The sequence below is a fragment of the Sphingomonas sp. CARO-RG-8B-R24-01 genome, from assembly GCF_022662295.1.
Lineage (GTDB): Bacteria > Pseudomonadota > Alphaproteobacteria > Sphingomonadales > Sphingomonadaceae > Sphingomonas.
Window position 1 is genome coordinate 1 of record NZ_JAKNQI010000012.1, and the last position, 18,563, is coordinate 18,563.

Annotated in this window: 16 protein-coding genes and 1 riboswitch; of the genes, 8 read left to right on the forward strand and 8 right to left on the reverse strand. The window is 63.4% G+C overall.

Annotated features, from left to right (window positions below; genetic code table 11):
* Positions 1-357: 357 nt before the first annotated feature.
* The 6 genes from L8G49_RS19245 to L8G49_RS19270 all read left to right on the forward strand — a co-directional run bounded on the left by L8G49_RS19245 (position 358) and on the right by L8G49_RS19270 (position 6,913).
* Complete coding sequence (locus L8G49_RS19245; RefSeq protein ID WP_347272085.1) at positions 358-921, forward strand: hypothetical protein; 564 nt, start codon at positions 358-360, stop codon at positions 919-921.
* Positions 918-2,351 (forward strand): relaxase/mobilization nuclease domain-containing protein, encoded by a 1,434-nt coding sequence (locus tag L8G49_RS19250; protein WP_242187417.1) that lies wholly within the window; start codon positions 918-920, stop codon positions 2,349-2,351. The genes L8G49_RS19245 and L8G49_RS19250 overlap by 4 nt, the downstream gene beginning before the upstream one ends.
* Complete coding sequence (locus L8G49_RS19255; RefSeq protein ID WP_242187419.1) at positions 2,348-3,226, forward strand: hypothetical protein; 879 nt, start codon at positions 2,348-2,350, stop codon at positions 3,224-3,226. The genes L8G49_RS19250 and L8G49_RS19255 overlap by 4 nt, the downstream gene beginning before the upstream one ends.
* A gap of 455 nt (positions 3,227-3,681) precedes the next feature.
* Entirely contained in the window at positions 3,682-4,767 is a 1,086-nt protein-coding gene (locus L8G49_RS19260; RefSeq protein WP_055843150.1) for a sulfite oxidase, read from the forward strand.
* Positions 4,767-5,207: a DUF202 domain-containing protein gene (locus tag L8G49_RS19265; protein WP_051916165.1), complete on the forward strand. Its 441-nt coding sequence runs from the start codon at positions 4,767-4,769 to the stop codon at positions 5,205-5,207. Before L8G49_RS19260 ends, L8G49_RS19265 begins: the two co-directional genes overlap by 1 nt.
* A gap of 241 nt (positions 5,208-5,448) precedes the next feature.
* A riboswitch (Fluoride riboswitch) is annotated at positions 5,449-5,525 on the forward strand.
* A 23-nt stretch (positions 5,526-5,548) separates the two neighbouring features.
* Positions 5,549-6,913 carry a voltage-gated chloride channel family protein gene (locus tag L8G49_RS19270; protein ID WP_242187421.1) on the forward strand — a complete coding sequence of 455 codons (1,365 nt, stop codon included), beginning with the start codon at positions 5,549-5,551 and terminating at the stop codon, positions 6,911-6,913.
* A 10-nt stretch (positions 6,914-6,923) separates the two neighbouring features.
* On the opposite strand, the gene L8G49_RS19275 is transcribed toward L8G49_RS19270, so the two are convergent.
* From L8G49_RS19275 to L8G49_RS19300, 6 genes are all read right to left on the reverse strand, one after another.
* The gene (locus L8G49_RS19275; RefSeq protein WP_056019371.1) at positions 6,924-7,400 is read right to left on the reverse strand and encodes a hypothetical protein; all 477 of its coding nucleotides are present in this window, start codon (positions 7,398-7,400) and stop codon (positions 6,924-6,926) included.
* Positions 7,401-7,413: 13 nt separating this feature from the next.
* Complete coding sequence (locus L8G49_RS19280) at positions 7,414-8,658, reverse strand: molybdopterin-dependent oxidoreductase (RefSeq protein ID WP_197977952.1); 1,245 nt, start codon at positions 8,656-8,658, stop codon at positions 7,414-7,416.
* A 107-nt stretch (positions 8,659-8,765) separates the two neighbouring features.
* Positions 8,766-9,917 carry a TDT family transporter gene (locus tag L8G49_RS19285; protein WP_055843147.1) on the reverse strand — a complete coding sequence of 384 codons (1,152 nt, stop codon included), beginning with the start codon at positions 9,915-9,917 and terminating at the stop codon, positions 8,766-8,768.
* Positions 9,914-10,786 (reverse strand): LysR family transcriptional regulator, encoded by an 873-nt coding sequence (locus tag L8G49_RS19290; RefSeq protein WP_055843145.1) that lies wholly within the window; start codon positions 10,784-10,786, stop codon positions 9,914-9,916. The genes L8G49_RS19285 and L8G49_RS19290 overlap by 4 nt, the downstream gene beginning before the upstream one ends.
* A gap of 88 nt (positions 10,787-10,874) precedes the next feature.
* Positions 10,875-11,858, reverse strand: coding sequence for a malate dehydrogenase (locus L8G49_RS19295; RefSeq protein WP_056421038.1), 984 nt, complete (start codon positions 11,856-11,858; stop codon positions 10,875-10,877).
* Positions 11,859-11,904: 46 nt separating this feature from the next.
* Positions 11,905-13,074, reverse strand: coding sequence for a hypothetical protein (locus L8G49_RS19300; protein ID WP_056476196.1), 1,170 nt, complete (start codon positions 13,072-13,074; stop codon positions 11,905-11,907).
* Positions 13,075-13,218: 144 nt separating this feature from the next.
* On the opposite strand from L8G49_RS19300, the gene L8G49_RS19305 reads away from it, so the two are divergent.
* Both L8G49_RS19305 and L8G49_RS19310 read left to right on the forward strand, forming a co-directional pair.
* Entirely contained in the window at positions 13,219-13,716 is a 498-nt protein-coding gene (locus L8G49_RS19305) for a DUF305 domain-containing protein (RefSeq protein WP_235527837.1), read from the forward strand.
* Complete coding sequence (locus tag L8G49_RS19310; RefSeq protein WP_056476194.1) at positions 13,713-15,131, forward strand: YncE family protein; 1,419 nt, start codon at positions 13,713-13,715, stop codon at positions 15,129-15,131. Before L8G49_RS19305 ends, L8G49_RS19310 begins: the two co-directional genes overlap by 4 nt.
* A 472-nt stretch (positions 15,132-15,603) precedes the next feature.
* Here L8G49_RS19310 and L8G49_RS19315 read toward each other — a convergent pair whose 3' ends face one another.
* Positions 15,604-17,526 carry a type IV secretory system conjugative DNA transfer family protein gene (locus L8G49_RS19315; protein ID WP_242187422.1) on the reverse strand — a complete coding sequence of 641 codons (1,923 nt, stop codon included), beginning with the start codon at positions 17,524-17,526 and terminating at the stop codon, positions 15,604-15,606.
* A 13-nt stretch (positions 17,527-17,539) separates the two neighbouring features.
* Positions 17,540-18,562: a P-type DNA transfer ATPase VirB11 gene (virB11, locus tag L8G49_RS19320; protein WP_242187423.1), complete on the reverse strand. Its 1,023-nt coding sequence runs from the start codon at positions 18,560-18,562 to the stop codon at positions 17,540-17,542.
* Position 18,563: the final 1 nt, after the last annotated feature.

The following is an 18,563-nucleotide window of genomic DNA, read 5'->3' on the forward strand; positions in this document are numbered from 1 at the left end:
GCCGGGCCTCGATTGTTGCGAGATCGACGGCGTTTCTTGTTCGGGCCATTCTTCGAATCCGGTTCCAATAGAGAATAACTTAGGAGGTTGCGGGCAATCCAAGAAATAGCAGTTAGCCGTGCCAAATCGTGCAAACGCCTTGCACCGGCACCACAAGACCGAAAGCTACTTGTCGCAAGCGCACAGTCAATCACTTTTCACCTCCGCGTTTGGAGTGATTTAGCTCCAAAGAGGTTGTTGTTTCATGAGGATAGGCAATTACTAGGGATGGCAGGATATGCCTCACGGCACCAATGTTTAACATTGGCTTGTGGGGCGCCGCTGCACGGGGCTTTTGGGATGAATGTAGGTCTGCGGTTGAAGGACGAGTTGGTCGCCGAGATCGACCGCGTTGCCGCAGCGAACGGGCAGAACCGCAGCAGCTGGATGGCAAGCGTGCTGGCCAACGCCGTGCTGGCCCCGGAGAACGATGACATCCCGGTGCTGCCAATTCAGGGCAGGGGGCATCCTGACGACCTCGTTCGCGTCACTGTCCGGCTCGACCGGAGCGAGGTCGAAGGCATCGACACCGTAGCGGCGCCGATGAAGATGACGCGAAACGAATGGATCAAACGCACGCTTCGCTGGCAGCTTTGGGACAAGGCGGGCGTGCTGAGGCTGGCTCCGGCCACCCAGGCTGAGATCGTCAAATTGCGCAAGCAGGTGCTTCTGATCGGCCGAAACATCAACCAGGCGGTCCATGCGATGAACGCCGCCAACCAGCCCGAAAGCTCGCTCGACATCGCCCGCATCGCCGGTCCCTTTATCGAAAAATGTGAAGAGATGAACGCGCTGCTGTTTACGACCCGGCTGGCCCTATCTGCTTCGATCGGGGCAGAGGTCGGGTACTGGACCGAAACCTACCGAGGTTCCGCAGCGTGAGCTTCCGCTTCTCTTCCGGAACCATGGACTCCATGGCGGGCGTCTTCGCGCCGCCGAAGAAGTACCGCCTCGGGACTGGAGGCGGCAGCGCAAAGGGCCCGAGTACCGGGGGCACGATGCTCGGCCTTGCCGTCGCATCGATGTTCCCGAAGGCCGCATCATCTTTGGCCACGTCGCGTCCCAGTGCGCAGGCGAAACATGCTTTCGGCGGCGGATCGCAGGCCCGGATAAACGGCCGTGCAGTAATGACTGCGGATCGCACATCGCGTCGCGTCCCCGAGGTCATGGTGCGGATCACGGGGCGTCAGCATGGCGGCGGACACGTCCTTGCCAACTTTGCCTACATCAGCCGGCTGGGGCACGGTCCGGGTGAGGAACTCGGGCTTGAAACCAGCGAGGGGATCGTTCTGCGGGATGGACGCGACATGCAGATCCTCGCGAAGGATTGGCATAACTTCGAGATGGACGGGGACGCCAGACGAAAAGGTGCGACGTCGATATCCATGATCCTCTCAATGCCGACGGGGACCGATCCGGACCGTTTGAAAGCGGCGGCCCTGGACTTCGCACGCGAAGAGTTTGCGAACCGGTCGTGGGTTGCCGGCCTTCACGTCGATCGCGACCATCCGCACGTTCACCTCACGATCGCGCGTCGCGACTTTGACGGGCGCCGCTTTCATCCGGACCGAGATGATCTGTTTCGATGGCGGCAACGCTTCGCCGAGAAGCTTCGCGAACGCGACATCGAGGCCAACGCCACGCCGACCAGGGCGCGCGGTATCGACCCCGCGCATGAGCACATTGCGGTACAAAAGATGCGCGACAAGGGGCAGGTTCCGCGGCTCGATAGGAGCCGGGCGGAGCGCGCCATGCGCCTCCGCGACCAGGGTATCTCCGACCCGGTCGATGCCGTTCTTGCAAGTCGGCAGGCCATCGTTCGCGCGACTTATATGCGATCCGTCGCAGAGCTGTCGGCTTCGCCGTCCCTCGCCGATCAGGTGGTGGCACAGAGCCTCGGGCGGTTCGTCGCGGCATTGCCGCCGCCCGAGCCCAACTCCGCTCGGGCAATGCGTGCCGCTTCACCGTCCCGCGCGCGCGGCGCGATCGTCGATGCTCGGACGCGCCCCGCTGTCGCGAATCCCGGGCCTGATCCGATCGCAGCAGCACTGGAGCGTTCTCGCGTCATGCGTGGAAAACTGGAGGCCAAGCAAGCACTCCGGGAGAGCCCCGAGCGGACCGAAGACACGTCGCATGAACACCGACCCTCAGTGGTATCCGAGCGCCTTCGCTCGCTTATGGCCGAGGCCGAACGGCAGGCCACAGCACCGAGGCCAAGCAAGCCGGAGGAGGTCCTTCGCGAGATATTGGATCGAGATCGCGCCACTAGGGACCGAGTGCGTTCGCCGGATAAGGGTGGGCCAGAACGATGAGCACGGACCAGGTAAGCGTTGCTCTTGCAAGCGTTCTGGACGCGTTGACGCTCGTACAGGAGCAGCTCGATGCGCTGACCGCCAGCAGCCAGCGCACCGAGGCGACACACAAAGAGATCGTCAACAGGCTCGACACGATCGATGCAGGCCAGGCCGCGGTGACGGATTTGACGCCGATCCTCGAGATGATCCTTGGGCGATCGATCGACGATCGTGAGATCATGAAGACGCAGCTCGGTACGATTGCGACGGCGATCGGCTTCGCCCATGCCGCCGCTAACGGTAACCGAGCATCCCTGCCTGTCGCAGTAGCCAGCGATCCGCTCCTCGAGCGCTTTATCCTGACTCAACCCGCGGATCTGTTCTCGGACGAGCGGTCTTTGACGGACTGGCGCAACGCCGCGTCGGCCGCCAGCACAGCCGAGCTTATTGTTCTCCTGAACCGGCAATATCAGCCCTCACCAACGGATACCCCGGAGACCCGGGTGCTGCGCTACCGCCTGGCGGCACTCACGCGAGCCGAGATCAAGGGCAGGGGTGCCGCGCCGCCGGGACCACCAAGCACTGCCGTTGCGGTCGATCGGACAGCTTCGGCTTGCATGATCCGGTCCCACGAACTCGCCGAGCTATGGCGAGCAGGGGAGAGCGCAGCGCTGTACAGCGAACCCGAACTGGCAGGCGCAATAGATCTCTTCGACGATGCCGAGCGCAGGCTGGGGTCTGCGGCTGGTGTGGATTTTTCACCCGCGCTCGTCTCGCTTCACAGCGATCTAGCAACCCGCATCGAGGCAGGCGATCGGCCGAGCATCGGCGACAGTGGCCCGGTTTACAGCAACGAACGTGCGACTGCGGTCGAGCCCGGCAAGGACCGTTAGACGGCGTCCGGTAGAGTGGATCGGCGGCTTCCGACCAACTCACGCCGTTCTTCAGCAAAGGGGTGAACGGCTGCTTCTCCCGAAACCTGCCACTCGCGCTACGCGAACACAATGCGCGGCCTCGTGACCCGTCCCAGCCTTCCCCCTATTGAGTGAGAGGCGAGTGACCTGCCATGTCGCAAAACACCCGTTTGTCGCGCATCTGCGATGGCGACAGGGTTTTCCGTCATCCCTAGTACCTAGCGACGACTTTTGGGACAAAGCCGTCGTAGCAAGTCCAGCCACATCGCGACGATCTACGGGAAAGGCTGTCTGGCGCTCGGCGCCTTCGCGCGACGGCATAGTGATCGCTCCACCGCCGTCTAGAAAGGGATAAGCTATCGAAAGAGTCTGGGTGACATCGCCTAGCAAAACGATCGATTTCGCTATTGATTTCATCATGGTAGGCCGCTTGCATGACCGCATCCGATCGCGCCGAACAGAATCTGATCCTCCGCTGTCCGGAGCCGCTCAATGCGGAAACGCCCCCGGATAAACTGATCACGTCCTTCCTGACGCCGCAGGCGAACTTCTACATCCGCAGCCACGGACCTACGCCGGAACTGGCCGACGATCATCGTATAGCGCTGGACGGCTTAGTCGACCGCCCGCGCTCCTACACGGTTGCCGAACTTCAAACGGCATTTGCGACCCGGACAGTGACCGCGACCATGCAGTGCGCCGGCAATCGTCGGGCACATCTTCAAGACGTGGAAAAGACTTCGGGCGATCCCTGGGACGTGGGCGCGATCGGCAATGCGGCGTGGACCGGCGTCGCACTGTGCGACGTGCTCGCCGCAGCCGGCATCCAGGACGGCGCGTCGTTCGTCGGCACTACGGGGGCCGACAACGTGGATGTCGATGGTGAGACAGCACCGTTCGGTGCCTCGATCTCGATCGCCAAGGCGCTAGAGCCCGACGTGCTGATCGTCTGGGCCATGAATGGCGAGGCGCTGGCCCCCGAACATGGCGCACCGCTGCGGCTCGTCGTGCCGGGTTATGCGGGCGTTCGTAGCGCCAAGTGGCTGACGCGCATCGAGGTGCGCGATCGCCCGTCCGATGCGCCGATCCAGGCCAAGGACTACAAGCTCTTTCCGGCATCGGTAGCGAAGGAGGACGCGGACTGGGATCGGGGTCTGACTATCGAGGAGATGCCGCTCAATGCTGCGATCTGCGCGCCGGTGGACGGCGCGCATGTCAGCGCCGGCGCGTGCGAAATCGCGGGTTATGCGGTCGCCTTCGGCCGAGCGGTCTCGCGCGTCGAGGTCTCCGTCAATGGCGGCACCGACTGGCTGCAGGCGGAACTGACTGCAAAACCCGATGCGCCTTGGAGCTGGACGCAGTGGCACGTCACGGTCGATCTGTCTCCCGGACTCCACGTCCTGATCGTGCGCGCCGTTGACGGTGCCGGGCAGATGCAGCCCGAACGGCCCGAGGCGATCTGGAACTTCGCCGGCTATCTCTCGACTGCCTGGCATCGCATCGCCGTTACCGCTGGCTGATGGACGCGCCGCACGACGCCGATCGGGCCCATGCGAAGCTGGCGGAGAGCGCGAGCAAGCTGAAGGACAGCGCAGTCCAGCAGGTGGACAGCGCCGACCGTCGCACAGAGCTTGCCGCGGACCGCACAATCCTCGCCGGCGAACGCACCTATGCTGCCTGGGTACGTACCGGACTGGCGGCGCTCGCTTCCGGTATCGGCGCGCGCGCGCTGCTCAAGGACGTCGTGTTCCCGTGGCTGGCGACGGCGACCGGGACCATGCTGATCTTGTTCAGCGCCTTTTGCTTCGCCGCTGCGGTGTGGCGAGAGATGGGCGCAGGCGCCCCGCCGCCACGACCGGACATCAAGCGCCTGCCAGCGACGTTGCTCCTAGTGATGAACGGGTTTCTCATGCTCGTGTCACTGGCCGCGCTCGTCGGCATCTGGACGGCACGCTCGTAGCAGCCATCCCTAGGTTTGCTGCGAGCCGATCAGACCCCGCAGCGCATCCGCGGCTTTCGTGCGGTATCACCCCCCTTGTGACGAAGCCCAAAAACGACGTGGGCCAAAGCCGATCGGTCCCGCATGCAGCGTACCCGGGGTCGGTACATAATAACGGGCTCAGATAGACGCTGCCGACTGCCCGGTCCGAGCATTTGCCCGACCAACATGCCCATTGACGGTTGGGGCAAACGTCTCATAGATCGACTTTGGCAATGGATTTCTGCCGGGCAATTTGGCCGAACCGCTCTGATAAGAGCTGATGATTCCTACTTGGCGCCTTCAGGCAGCAAGGAGGAATTGTGCGCGCTACCTTTCGCAATCTCGTCGGCACGCTGAACGTCGCGGCATTCATGCGCGATCGTCACGACCATGCGATCTCTGTCCTGCGCTGGGCGCTGATCTTGCTGCCCATGGCGGCACTCGTCGGGACGCTATGTGCGGCGTTCCTGCTGAGTCTCGATACCGTTACGCGACTGCGGTTTGCGTCGCCTTGGCTGCTCTATCTGCTGCCGGTGGGCGGGTTCGTTGTCGGATTACTGTACCATCTCACCGGGCGCTCGGTGGAGGGCGGCAACAACCTGATCGTGGAGCAGATCCACGAGCCTGGTGGCGGGGTGCCTCTGCGGATGGCGCCGCTCATCTTCTTCGGCACAGTGGTGACGCATCTTTTCGGTGGCTCGGCCGGACGTGAGGGCACCGCCGTCCAATTGGGCGGAAGCCTTGCCAGCGGTTTCGGCCGCGCGCTCCGCCTCGATGCGGGCGGCACGCGCATCCTGTTGATGACGGGTATCGCAGCCGGGTTCGGCGCGGTCTTCGGCACGCCGATCGCAGGCGCGGTCTTCGCGCTCGAAGTGCTGGCGATCGGCCGCGTCGATTACTCCGCGCTAGTGCCTTGCCTCGTTGCGGCGCTGGTCGGAGATTGGACGTGCCTCGCCTGGGGTATCCATCACGGTGTCTACCCGATCGGCGCGTCGATACCGGTCGATGCGCTGCTCGTGACGGAGGCAGGTGTTGCGGGGATCATATTCGGACTGGTTGGTCTGGCCTTCGCCGAAGCCAACCACCTGGTCGGGGGATGGCTCAAGCGGATTGTTCCCTATGGTCCGCTACGTCCAGTGATCGGCGGGGTCTTCGTTATCGCGCTCGTCTTCTTGTTCGGCACGCGCGACTATCTGGGCCTGGGTGTCCTGGCAGCGAGGCCCGACAGCCTTACCATCGCCAGCTTCTTCGGACCGGACACGCATCCGTGGAGTTGGGCGATCAAGCTCCTGTTTACCGTCGTTACGCTCGGCGCGGGTTTCAAAGGCGGTGAAGTCACGCCGTTGTTCTTCATCGGCGCAGCGCTCGGTAACGCGCTGGCGCCTTTCTTGGGCGTGCCGACGGGCCTGTTCGCCGCGATCGGCTTTGTCGCGGTCTTTGCCGGGGCCGCCAATACCCCGCTTGCCTGCACCTTCATGGGAATCGAACTGTTCGGCGCCGGCTATGCGGTGCCGATCGCCGTCGCCTGTTTCGTGGCCTATCTCTGCTCGGGCCACAACGGCATCTACCTGTCGCAGCGCGTTGCGATACCCAAGGTGCCCGCGAACGGCCTTGCCCCCAATGTAACACTGCGCGAGACACGTACACGCTGCACAGCACTTCGCGCGCAGAACCGCGTGCCGTGAGTTGATGGGCCTAGCCTGATCCCCCCGATACGTCGGGCGCAGCCTTCGGATCGGGGTCTTGCGCCTTGCCCTTCGCGGCGCCCGGCTGCTTTGCGCTCATGGCGGTCAGATAAGCAACGATCGCCGGCACGTCAGCCTGTGCAACGGGAGCCTTGTAGACCTCGCGCATCTTGGTGACCTCCGCGGTCCACTGATCGGAAGAGAGTGGCGGCTGGTTCAGCGCCATGCTCGCCGAATGACACGAGGTGCAGTTGGCGTTGATGACGTCGGCATGCGGGCCGGCGGGATATTGGCCTTCGTCGGTCGGGAGATCGACCGTAGTGGACACCAGCGAGAAGCCGCGCGCCGAGACGCTTGGCGGCGGTGGTGCGGTCGGGGCGGCAGGCGGCGGGGCGACGCGGCTGTTCGGGGCACCGATCGCGAGCAGAAGAACGACGGTCGCGCCGACGAACCCGAACGACAGCGTGCCGATGGAAGGCGTTTTCATGGGGGAGCGCTCCTCAGCCGACGACGATGTTGGTGGTTTCGATGTTGCCGCGCATGAACCCGCCCGGGTTCCAGATCGGCGTCATCGGCTGCGCGATGCCGGCGGTGTTCCAGCAGCGCGACATCAGTCTGGTCGGACCCGCATGCGTGAGCGGCACCTGCGCGTCCCAGCGGCGGAAACTGTATTTGCCGTGATCGGGGCCGAGCGTCGTCTTGTACCAGGTCTTGCCGTTGTCGGTCGACACATCGACCTTGGCGACGCCGCAATCGCCGCCCATCGCAATGCCGCCCAGCGGGATCGACCGGTCGAACGCGATCGCCTGCCCTTCGTCGAGGCTCGTGACCCAACTGCGCGGGATCATCTTGTTGATCGGGACGGCCGGGAAATCCTTCTGGCCAGGCCGCACGTTCGCGCCTGGAGTGTCAGGGATCTTGTACGCCTTAGCCATCCAGTAACCGTCGTCGGGCGCGGCAAGCACCTCGATGTCGTTCAGCATCTTGACCCAATAGGTCGAATACCAGCCGGGTACGATTAGCCGGACCGGGAAGCCGTTGAGGAGCGGCATCTGTTCGCCGTTCATCCCGAAGGCGAGCATCACTTCGCCGTCGCGTGCGTGGTCGATCGACAGCGACTTGGCGAAATCCGGTGCGCCCGCAACCACCGGCTGGTCGAGCGCACCGAACCGTACCGCGACCGCGCCCGGCTTCACGCCGGCGATGTCGAGCACATCGCGCAGCCGCACGCCTAGCCATTTGGCGTTGCCCATCGCCCCGTGGCGCCACTGCGCGCCCGCGACGGGCGGCTGGAACAGCGCACGCGAATTGCCCGAGCATTGGTTGATCGCCGCCAGCTCGACGCGCGGCAGCTTCAGCAGTTGCGCGAGCGAGATCGACAGCGGCCGCGTGACCGCGCCGTGCACCTTGATCCGGAATGCCTCGACATCGATCGCGGTCGGAATGTCGGCCCAGTGCCAGCGGACGAAGAACTGGTCGTTCGGCGTAAAGACGTCGCCATTGAACACGCTCATCGGCGTTTCCAGCAGCGGCGGGTGGATCCGCTGGAGGATCATGCTGCCCTTGCCGGGGAACGCACTGGTCATCGGCCGTTCCGATGGGCCACCCGGCAGATGCAGGTCGACCATGCTCTGCGCCAGCGCGGGTGCGGCGATCAGCGCGCCGCTGCCGATCGCAGCCTCTGCGAGAAAGCGACGGCGGTTCGTCTCCTGCGCCAGTTTCATATCCAGGCTGTCCACCAACATTCTCCCGTTTCTGTCATGATCTGTATGCGCGACCTGTCCGCCGGTCTGCCCGGTACGGGTCGATCGGATGCGCCGGTTCGATCCGGCAGGACGATCAGTTCGGCCCTTTAATTGGCTTGGGCGATGCAGGGCGACACGAACAGGTTTCCGCGCCAGCCGCCTGCGACCGTCTTGGCGCCGACCAGCAGCCACATCGCGGCGAGTGCGATCGTGAGGACGGTGCCGACGATCCCGAAAAAGCCGAGCTGGAGCGTCGTGCTGAGCTTGAAGGTCGCGACCGTGTAGACGCCGAGCGGGAAGGTATAGCCCCACCACCCAAGGTTGAACGGAATGCCCGCGCGCCAGTAGCGGATCGTGATCAGCGTCGCGAGCGCCAGCCACCACAGGCCGAAGCCCCAGAGCAACAGCCCGGCGATCGTGCCGATTCCTTGCGCCACTGCGCCGATCTGGCCGAGGCCGTTGGCGGCGAGGATCGCGGGCGCGTCGCTACCGAGCACCAGCATCCCGAGCGCACCGGTGCCGATCGGACCGAGCGCGAGCCAGCTCGAGGCGGCCATGCTCTCGTGCGGCAGCTTGTGGAGAGCCATCCGCAGGATCAGGATCGCAAGAATGCCGAACGCGACCGGCACCGAATAGGCCCACAGGACATAGGAGGTCGCCAGCACAACGAACTGATGATGGGCGTCCGCCAGATGCGGTGCGAGCAGGCCTCCGCTCGCGCCTGCGACCTCGGCCGCGACCACTGGCAGGAGCCACACCGCGGTCATGCCGTCGAGCGAATGTTCGTGCCGGGTAAACATGAGGTAGGGGATCGCTACACCGCAGGCGAGCGACATCGCGACGTCGATCCACCACAATGTCTCGGCGATCGGGATCACGCCGGCGCCGAACCGCGGCAGGCCGAACGCCAGGAACCCGTTGATGATCGTCGCGAGGCCCATCGGGATCGTACCGATGAACATCGATACGGTGTTGTGCCCGAAGATCCGCCGCGCCTCGTGCCCGAACATGGTCCAGCGCGCGGTGTAGAGCCCGGCGAACAGCGTGAAGAGCGCGATGTTGAAATACCACAGTGCCTCGCCGACCGGGTGCAGCGATGCGCCGACCCCCGGAACCTGCGGCAAGGCCAGCGCGAGGATGCCGGTGCCCATCGTCGCGGCGAACCAGTTGGGGGTGAACTGCCGGATCATCTCGCGTGGAGAGTCGAGCCGGCTGAGCGGCTTCAGGCCATCGAGAACGGGTTTCAAATCGGCGGTCACTTGCCAGTCTCCTTGATGAGATCGGTCAGCGCATCGGCCGCCCGGGTACGATAGCGCTCTTTGTGCCTCAGCGCGTAGAACGGACGCCGCGGCAGACCGAGCGGCAGATCGTGCAACGTTCCGGCCGCGATTGCAGGTGCGACGACATGCTGCGACAGGACCGCGACGCCTGCGCCAGCCTCGACCGCGCTGCGGACCGCCTCGTTCGACGGCAGGGTCAGCGCGGTGGTGAGGTCCGACGGATCGACGCCGCGCTGGCGCAACACCTCCTCGAACGACGAGCGCGTGCCCGATCCCTGCTCGCGGATAATCCAGCGCGCGGCGCGGATCCAGTCCTCGTCGATCGTGTCGGCAGCGCGGTTGCTAACCAGCACCATGCGGTCGTTCGCGACCGTCCAATGCGCGAGCGCGGGCTCGTCGATCACACCTTCGACGAAGCCGAGCTCGACTGCGCCGTCGAGCACGCGCGCCGCGGCCCCTTCCGTGTTGTCGATCGCCAGTTCGATCGTGATCGCGGGGTAGCGCGCATGGAACGCCGCTAGCTGGCGGGGCAGCCAATAGCCCGCGATCGTCTGGCTTGCGACCAGCCGCAGTGTGCCGCGCTCCAGCCCGGCATATTCGGCCAGTGCAAGTTCCGCGCTCGCCGCACGGCCAAGGACGGCGCGCGCGTCGATCAGAAACATGCGGCCCGCTTCGGACAGTTCGATCCCGCGGCCGACCCGGTGGAACAGCGGCACGCCGTGCCGAGCTTCTAGCGCGGCGATGGCAGCGCTTGCGGCCGACTGCGTCACATTGAGCGCTTCGGCAGCGCGCGTCATGTGCTCGCGCTCTGCGACACCGACGAAAATCCTGAGTTGTTCGAGGGTCATGCCCGATCTCCTTGCCCCAATGATAGGGAAAGGAGATCAATCGAACCAACCAAAGATTACGGTCATTCCAATCAGATATACCGATTGGTCATTTCAGAATGTCGATAACCGCCTCACGTTCATCGACCAGTTCGGCAATCGTGCGATCGAGCATCGATCGCTGGAACGGATCGAAGGTAAGGCCTTCGATAAGCGCATACCCACCGCTCATGCAGTGCACCGGCACGCCGCACACCAGTCCTTGCGGGATACCGTAGGAGCCATCTGACACCACGCCCATCGACACCCAATTATCGCCTGCGCCGTGCACCCAGTCGCGCAGATGGTCGATCGCTGCATTTGCGGCCGACGCGGCCGAGGACGCACCCCGTGCTTCGATGATCGCGGTTCCGCGCTGCGCAACGGTGGGGATCAACGTTTCGCGGTACCAAGGCTCGTCTCCGATACGGTCGGCAAGCTTTTGGCCATCGAGTTCGGCATTCCCCCAGTCGGCAAACATCGTTGGCGAATGGTTTCCCCAGACGACGAGCTTCGTAATCGCATCGACACCGACACCCGCCTTGGCCGCAAGCTGTCCTTGCGCGCGGTTGTGATCGAGGCGGATCATCGACGTGATGTTTTCGGCAGGAAAACCCGGTGCGCTTTGCGCAAGGATCCAGGCATTTGTGTTGGCGGGATTGCCGACGACCAGGATCTTGGCGTCGCGTTTGGCCACTGCGTCCAGCGCTGCGCCCTGCGTCTTGAAGATCGCTGCGTTGGCAGCGAGCAAATCACGGCGCTCCATGCCCTTCGAGCGGGGACGAGACCCGACCAGCATGGCCGCATCGATGTCCTTGAAAGCCACCATCGGATCATCAGTAATGATCACATCTGCCAGCAGCGGGAACGCGCAATCCTCCAGTTCCATGACCACGCCGCGTACTGCGTCCATCGCCTGCGGCACGTCGAGCAGTTGAAGGATAACGGGCTGGTCCGGTCCGAACACGTCACCCTGCGCGACCCGGAAGAGCAGCGAATAGCAAATTTGTCCTGCGGCACCGCTGATCGCGATCCTGACGGGGGGCTTGGTCATTTTGGAAAGGGCTTTCGTTGGAAGATTACAGACGGTGTAAGACCGATCAACGCGCCGCCAGGGCAAGCGCCGCATCGCGCCCGGATGGCACTAGATTGGCGAGACCTTTTCCTGATCGCACGGCACCAGGAACGTAGATCAGGCTTTGCGCATCCGTACTGATCGGGATCGTCGACGCGGTGGTGTACGTCAGCGTGTCGATCCCAGCGACCTTGTTGGTTCCGGCCAGGCTGGCATAGATCCTCGTACCATCGCCCGACGGCCAAACCGCACTCGGAGCCGCTTGTAGCGGGATGGTTGTCACAGCCTCCAGGCTGTCGGTTCTATAGACCTTGATTGCAGGTTGATCGCCGCCAACGCTGACATAGGCAAAGGAATCGTCCGCGCGCTGGGCGAAGTTGACCGCGCCCGTTGCTGGACCAGTGTTTATCACTTCGCGTACCGCAAACGGCGGTTTGGCAGCAAAGACCGTGGTCGTGCCGCTCTCGCGGCGTGTTGCCCAGATTTGTTTGCCATCTGGCGAGACCGCGATTGCTCCCGCACCTGCACCGTTGCTGGCAACGTGTCCGACGACGCGCCGATGCTCGACGTCGACAACCAGGATGGACGGCCTTTCAGTAAGCGATACAAAGGCATAACGTCCGTTTGGCGACAGGATGGTCGCGCCCGCTCCGCCACTTGCTGGTACGCGGGTGATCTCCCGCGCGGTCTTAGGATCCACGACCGCGATGGCATGTTCATCGCCGAGCGAAACCCAGAGTTCGTGCCCATTGGGCGTAAACGCGACGGCGGTAGGCGACGTCTGGAACACGGTCCGGCCTCGTTCCGTGTTCGTGGCCAGATCTACGAGCGTCACACTGTGCTGCGCTAATGCCGATACCGCCAGGGTCCGCCCGTCACGCGTTGCAGCCAGGTGCTGGACTTTGGAGCTGGAAAAGCTGGGCTCAGCTATCGCGCTTTTGGCGAGGTCGATGCGTCCCAGTTCGTTGCCCGCTGCAGGATCGATGACAACGATCTTCGTCGATGTCGGGTCAGACACATAGATCCGGTCATGATGACTAAGGTCGATATCAGCCTTCGACCACGGTGCCTGAACCGCCTTGATATCGCAGGGAAAGTCGTCCGCCGCAGGTGCAGCCCAATAGGCCTGAGCGATCGCCGGGACTGGCGCTACGGAGGCCAACATCGCGGCAACCAGAACGATCGTGGCTTTCATCGTTTGATCCTTATCGCGGATCCGGCGGGTGATCGTGCCAGTCCGATGCCGCTAGATCGACCGATATGTCCCTCGCGTCCAACGCATAGTCGCGATGGTTTCAATACGAAAACGCGATCATAGATCGCCTACCGTTCTTGTTAGATGATCGGAACGACCATGCTTATGCGTTGGACCGGCGGCTGCGCCGCAATTACTTACGCTGTCACGCTCGGCATTCATCGCTCGCGTGTCATAAATGGGAACACTAAAGGCATGACGATGAAATCTCGCACGGCCTTGCTAACGGCGATAGCCGTGTCCGTATCGACGGGTGCTTTAGCGCAAACGGACGGTTTCGCGTCCGCAATGGATGCGGCGATGGCGCGGATGCACGGCGCGATGATGACCGGTTATTCGAGCGATCCCGATCGCGACTTCGCAAAGATGATGATCCCGCATCATCAGGGCGCGATCGACATGGCCGAAGTCGAACTGCGGTTCGGCAAGGATGAACGCCTGCGCCGGCTCGCCCAGGGAATCATCGTCGAACAGCGTCAAGAAATCGCGGTGATGCAGGGCATCTTATCCGAAGGCGGCGCGTTGCCGCTTCACACTGAACCGACCGCGACCGGTCACCCCCATCACGGAGACCGTCCATGAAGCGTTTTACCTTAACCGCCTGTGCTGCCCTGTCTTTTTCGGCCCCGGCATTTGCGCAGCAGGTACCGAACGCGACCCCCGACATCCCTGTTAGCGCGCACGATCGGTTCTACACTTCGGACCAGTTCTCCAACACCGTGTCGGTGATCGATCCGTCGACCAACACGCTGCTCGGCGTGATAAAGCTCGGCGACCAGACCCCCTCGAACCTCAGCCCGCTCTACAAAGGACAGCTGCTCGTGCACGGCATGGGCTTCTCGCCTGATCGCAAGACGCTGGCGGTAATCTCGATCGGCTCGAACTCGGTGACGTTCATCGACACTGCGACCAATGCCGTGAAGCACACGACCTATGTGGGCCGATCGCCGCACGAAGCGTTCTTCCGCCCCGACGGTCGCGAAGTCTGGGTCGCGGTGCGCGGCGAGGATTATATCCAGGTGCTCGACGGCAAGACCTTCGCGCCGACCACGCGCATCCCCGTCCCCAACGGCCCCGGCATGACGATCTTCTCGCCGAACGGAAAATACGGTTACGTCTGTTCGAGCTTCACACCCGAGACCGTGGTGATCGACACCGCCTCGAAGAAGATCGTCGGTCGCGTCAAGCAGGCGAGCCCGTTCTGCCCTGACATCGCCGCGACGCCCGATGGCACGCAGGTCTGGCTGACGCTGAAGGACGTCGGCAAGGTCATGGTGTTTGACGCCAAGCCGCCCTTCGCAGTGCTGAAGACGTTCGATACCGGCGCGATCACCAACCACGTCAATATCGCCCGCAATAAGAACGGCCAGTTCGCCTATGTAACGGTCGGCACCGAGAACGTCGTCAAGGTATTCCGCACTACCGACTTCGTGCAGGTCGCGAGCATTCCGGTCGGCGCGCTTCCTCATGGCCTTTGGCCGTCGGGCGACGGCACGCGGATGTATGTCGGGCTGGAGAACGCCGATTCGGTCGCGGCGATCGATACCGCCAGCAACACCGTCATCGAGACAATTCCGATCGGTCAGGGGCCGCAAGGCGTGGCATATGTTTCCGGCGCGGTGCCGGTAGGCGATGGCCGTGCAAACCTGGTGCCGCTCGCGCAGGCCGGCATGAAGATCCAGCTGACTCTATCCGGGACTGGGCGCAGCCAGGTCACGCTGTTCGATCAAGGCCAGGTCCAGATTTTGCAGGCGGCGGTTGCGGGCCTCAGCCCAAAGATGCCCTATGTCCTTGGACTATCCTCCCACGCTGATGGCAGCGGCGTGATCCAGCCTCTGGCGAAGTTCATGACCAATCCGGCGGGCGGCGCGATAGTAAACACGCTCGGACCGCTCCGCCAGATCGTCAGCGACGCGAAAGGCGACATGCGCCGTTACCTCGTCATTGCTCCGGGCGACCCGATGATGCCGGGCGCTGTCGTTCAGGTGCAAAAATGAGGATTCCGGTGAAACCTGCGATCTCTTGTGCGTATCCGGTATCTTGGTCATGACGCTGGTATAGGCTGCCGCAGCGTTTTGAGACTGTCGGAAAACACATGATAGGCGACGCAGAGCACCGCAAATTCTGGAGAATTGCGGCGTGGGCGGTGGCGCACGTGCTCTAGGTTCGCACTGTTGTGCGAGATACCCTGTCGGATTGAGAAAGTGCGCGACAACGTTGGAGGCGGGGTTTTTCGTCAGGGGAGTCGCGGCTGCTATTTTGGCGTGAGATCGAAGCCCCGCGGAGTCGCTACCGCGCAGGCTGGCTCGATGCCGAGCAAATATTGGAAGCCCCGCGAATGGCCGATTCGATCCGAAACCCGACATTCCCGGCGGATTGCCCGAACGACTGCTTCGTCCCATTTAACGCCCTTCGAGGCAACCTCGCTCGTTCCCACTTTAAAAATCGATGAGAAGGCCTTCGCATTGGTTACGCAGGTCTGCCTCGCACCATGAGGACGCCTTCGAAGAGCTTGGCGACACGCTCGTTTGTCGGAACGGCCAAGGCAGCGCTGATCGCGGCCTGGTTCAATCCACGCCGACCCTTTGCAGTTGCTCCGTCGGTTGCGACGGATCCCGACGTCGGCACCGCGCTTGGCGCCGACGAGGCGGGAATGATGTCATCGGGGGCCTGAGTGGCCTCGATCACGCGAAGACTGTTGGCAGCGATGGCTGGGTCCACGCGGATCTGGGGCATCTCCGGGGCCGGTATCTTAGTCCGCGCCGAGAGCTTTTTCTCGGCATAGTAACGGACCTTCTTTCCATAGGTCGCGTACATGCCTCGCCGGAAAACGATCAGATCGTCCTCCGGCAGCAACTCGACTTCCTGAGGGAGCATCAGCGGCCGGCGCTGATCGGAGTCCGAGGTGGAGCCGCCGCCTCCACCCCACGTTCCCATCGAGCGCGTGCGCGCCTTGAACGTGTAACTGCCGAGCTGGTCCGAAATCTTCTTCGCCTCGGCCAAACCGGCCGGACGAAGAACAAGCCGCACCGCGCAGTTTCGCTCGATGTCGGCCGCCACCTTGTCCCCATAGACGCCCTGGATCTGTTCGAGCGACTGGAAAGCCGGCAGCATCCGCAACCCGTAGCCGGCGACATAGCTGAAGGCGTTCGCGAGCACGGTGCATTTGCCGAGGCTCGCGAACTCGTCCAGGGCGAGCAGCACCTTGATCTGATGCTTGTCGCCCTTCGGCAGCTCGCGGACGTTGCGGTCGATGAGTTGCTGGAAGAGCAGGCCGTAGATCGGCGCAACCCGCTCCAGGTCATCCGGCGACACGCCGAGATAGAGCGAGATCCGCTTGTCCCGAAAATCACTGAGATCGAAATCGCTTTCTGAGGTCGCCGCATCGACATATGGGTTCAGCCAGCCGTTGATCTTGGACGTAACCGACTGGCGCAATCCGGAGAACGTGTTCGCCGACGAGCCGGTATAATCCTTGATCGCCGAGACGCACCCTTCCGACAGGGGCTTTCCCGCCCTCTTACGATCGGCGATGATCTTTGGGAAACGCCGCTGGGCATCACTGGCCGCGAACTGGCGGTACACCTCGCCGAGCGTGAAGGGGAGGGCGTCCTCCCCATCGTCGACAGTCGCGGCGATATAGGCGGTGATGCCGAGGAACGCGGTTCGCGCGCCTTCGGCCCAGAACTTCTCGCCCGTGAGCGGATCGGGATAGAGCATCGCCGCGATCTTCTGGAGCTCATTGATGACCTCCACCGGGTCATGCCGGTTGATGTAGCTCAGCGGGTTCCACCTCACGGTGCGGCCGGTGGGATCGAGCGGGTTGAAGAGCAGCACCTGCTGCCCGAGCACCTTCAGTCGATACCCCGCCGTGTTGTCGTAATTTTCCTGCTTGATGTCGAGCACCACTAGAGAATCGAGCCAGTCGAGCAGGTTCGGGATGATGACGCCCACCCCCTTGCCGGCGCGCGTCGGGGCTTCGAGCATCACATGCTCGGGCCCGCCGAAGCGCATCACCTTGCCGCCGAACTTGCCCAGCACGATGCCGGCCGAGGCGAGCATCTTGCCGTTGCGGACCTCGCCGACCCGCGCGAAGCGCGCCTCGCCGTGGAGCTTTTGCCGCGTGAACAGCGTCGAGACGATGATGACGACCGTCAGGACAACGCCGATCCCGAAGCCAATCAGGAACGGCTGATAGACGATCGGATAGCCCTTCAGCGCCCAAAGCGCGGCCGGCACCTTGCGCCATGGGGTATGGGCGTTGAGGAGGTGGGCACGCCACAGGACGGCGAGGGCGCCGATCGTGGCGCTTAGCGCCAGGCCGATGATGCCGAGGAACGCGATCGCGCCCGGCTGCGACCCTTCGTCGCTTCGCACCCATTTTCCGTTCATGCCGGCACCCCCTTCAGTCGGTCGGCTTGCTCGCCGGATCGAACCATACTTCGGTCATGCGATAGCGCGCCGGCTGGCCCTCGCCGGGAGGCAGGCGGTGCATCTGCACGACGATATCGACCAGCGAGCGCAGCAGCGCCCGGATGTCGTGGCGGTCGAGATCGTTGCCGCCTTCCGATTCCTTCACCAGCAGCGTCAGCTGCTCGAGCGCGCCCTCGGCCGTATTGGCGTGGACCGTGGTGATCGAACCGGGATGCCCGCTATTGACGTTGCGAAGATAGAAGAAGGCGGTGCCGTCCCGCAGTTCCTGCAGAAGGATGCGATCGGGCCGCATCCGCAGCGCTGATTCCAGCAACTCCTTGGCGCCCGCCTTCTGGAGGCTCTTCCCATCCTTGGCGTACATCATGTGGACGTGGTTGCGCTGGGGTACAACGAGCTCGCGCGTGTCCTCGATCGTCAGGATCCGCTCATAGTCCGGGATTAGCTTGATGAGACCCTTCGAGAAGCTCGTTTTACCGGAGCCCGTCGCGCCGGAAATGAGGATGTTCTTGCGGGCTTCGACCGCCAGCTTGAAGAAGGCGCGCCAGTCGCCCGCCTCGCGCAGTCGCAGCAGATCGGGGTCGACCTCCTCGTACAGGCCGTGCGCGCGGACCTCGCTGAACAGGCCGGCACGCGCGAAATCGTCGATGTTCATCGTCACGCCCGACGCTTTGCGGATCGTGATCGAGATGAAGCCTTGCTCGACCGCCGGGGGAACGACGACCTGTGCGCGCTCGCCGCCCGGCAGGACCGAGGAGCATATCGGATATTCGGAGTTGATGTCCTGCTTGGTCAGCCCCGCGATCAGCTTCGCCAGCGTCATGAGCGCCGCATTGTCCAATGCGGGCTCCTCGTGCCACTCCCAGCCGTTCCGTGTTTCGAGCCCAATCATCCCCGGCTCATTGATGACCAGTTCGGTCACATCGTCGCGCAGAAGGTGCCGTCGGATCGGTTCGGCATTATGCTCGTAGATCAGCGAGGTCGGACTGGATGCCACG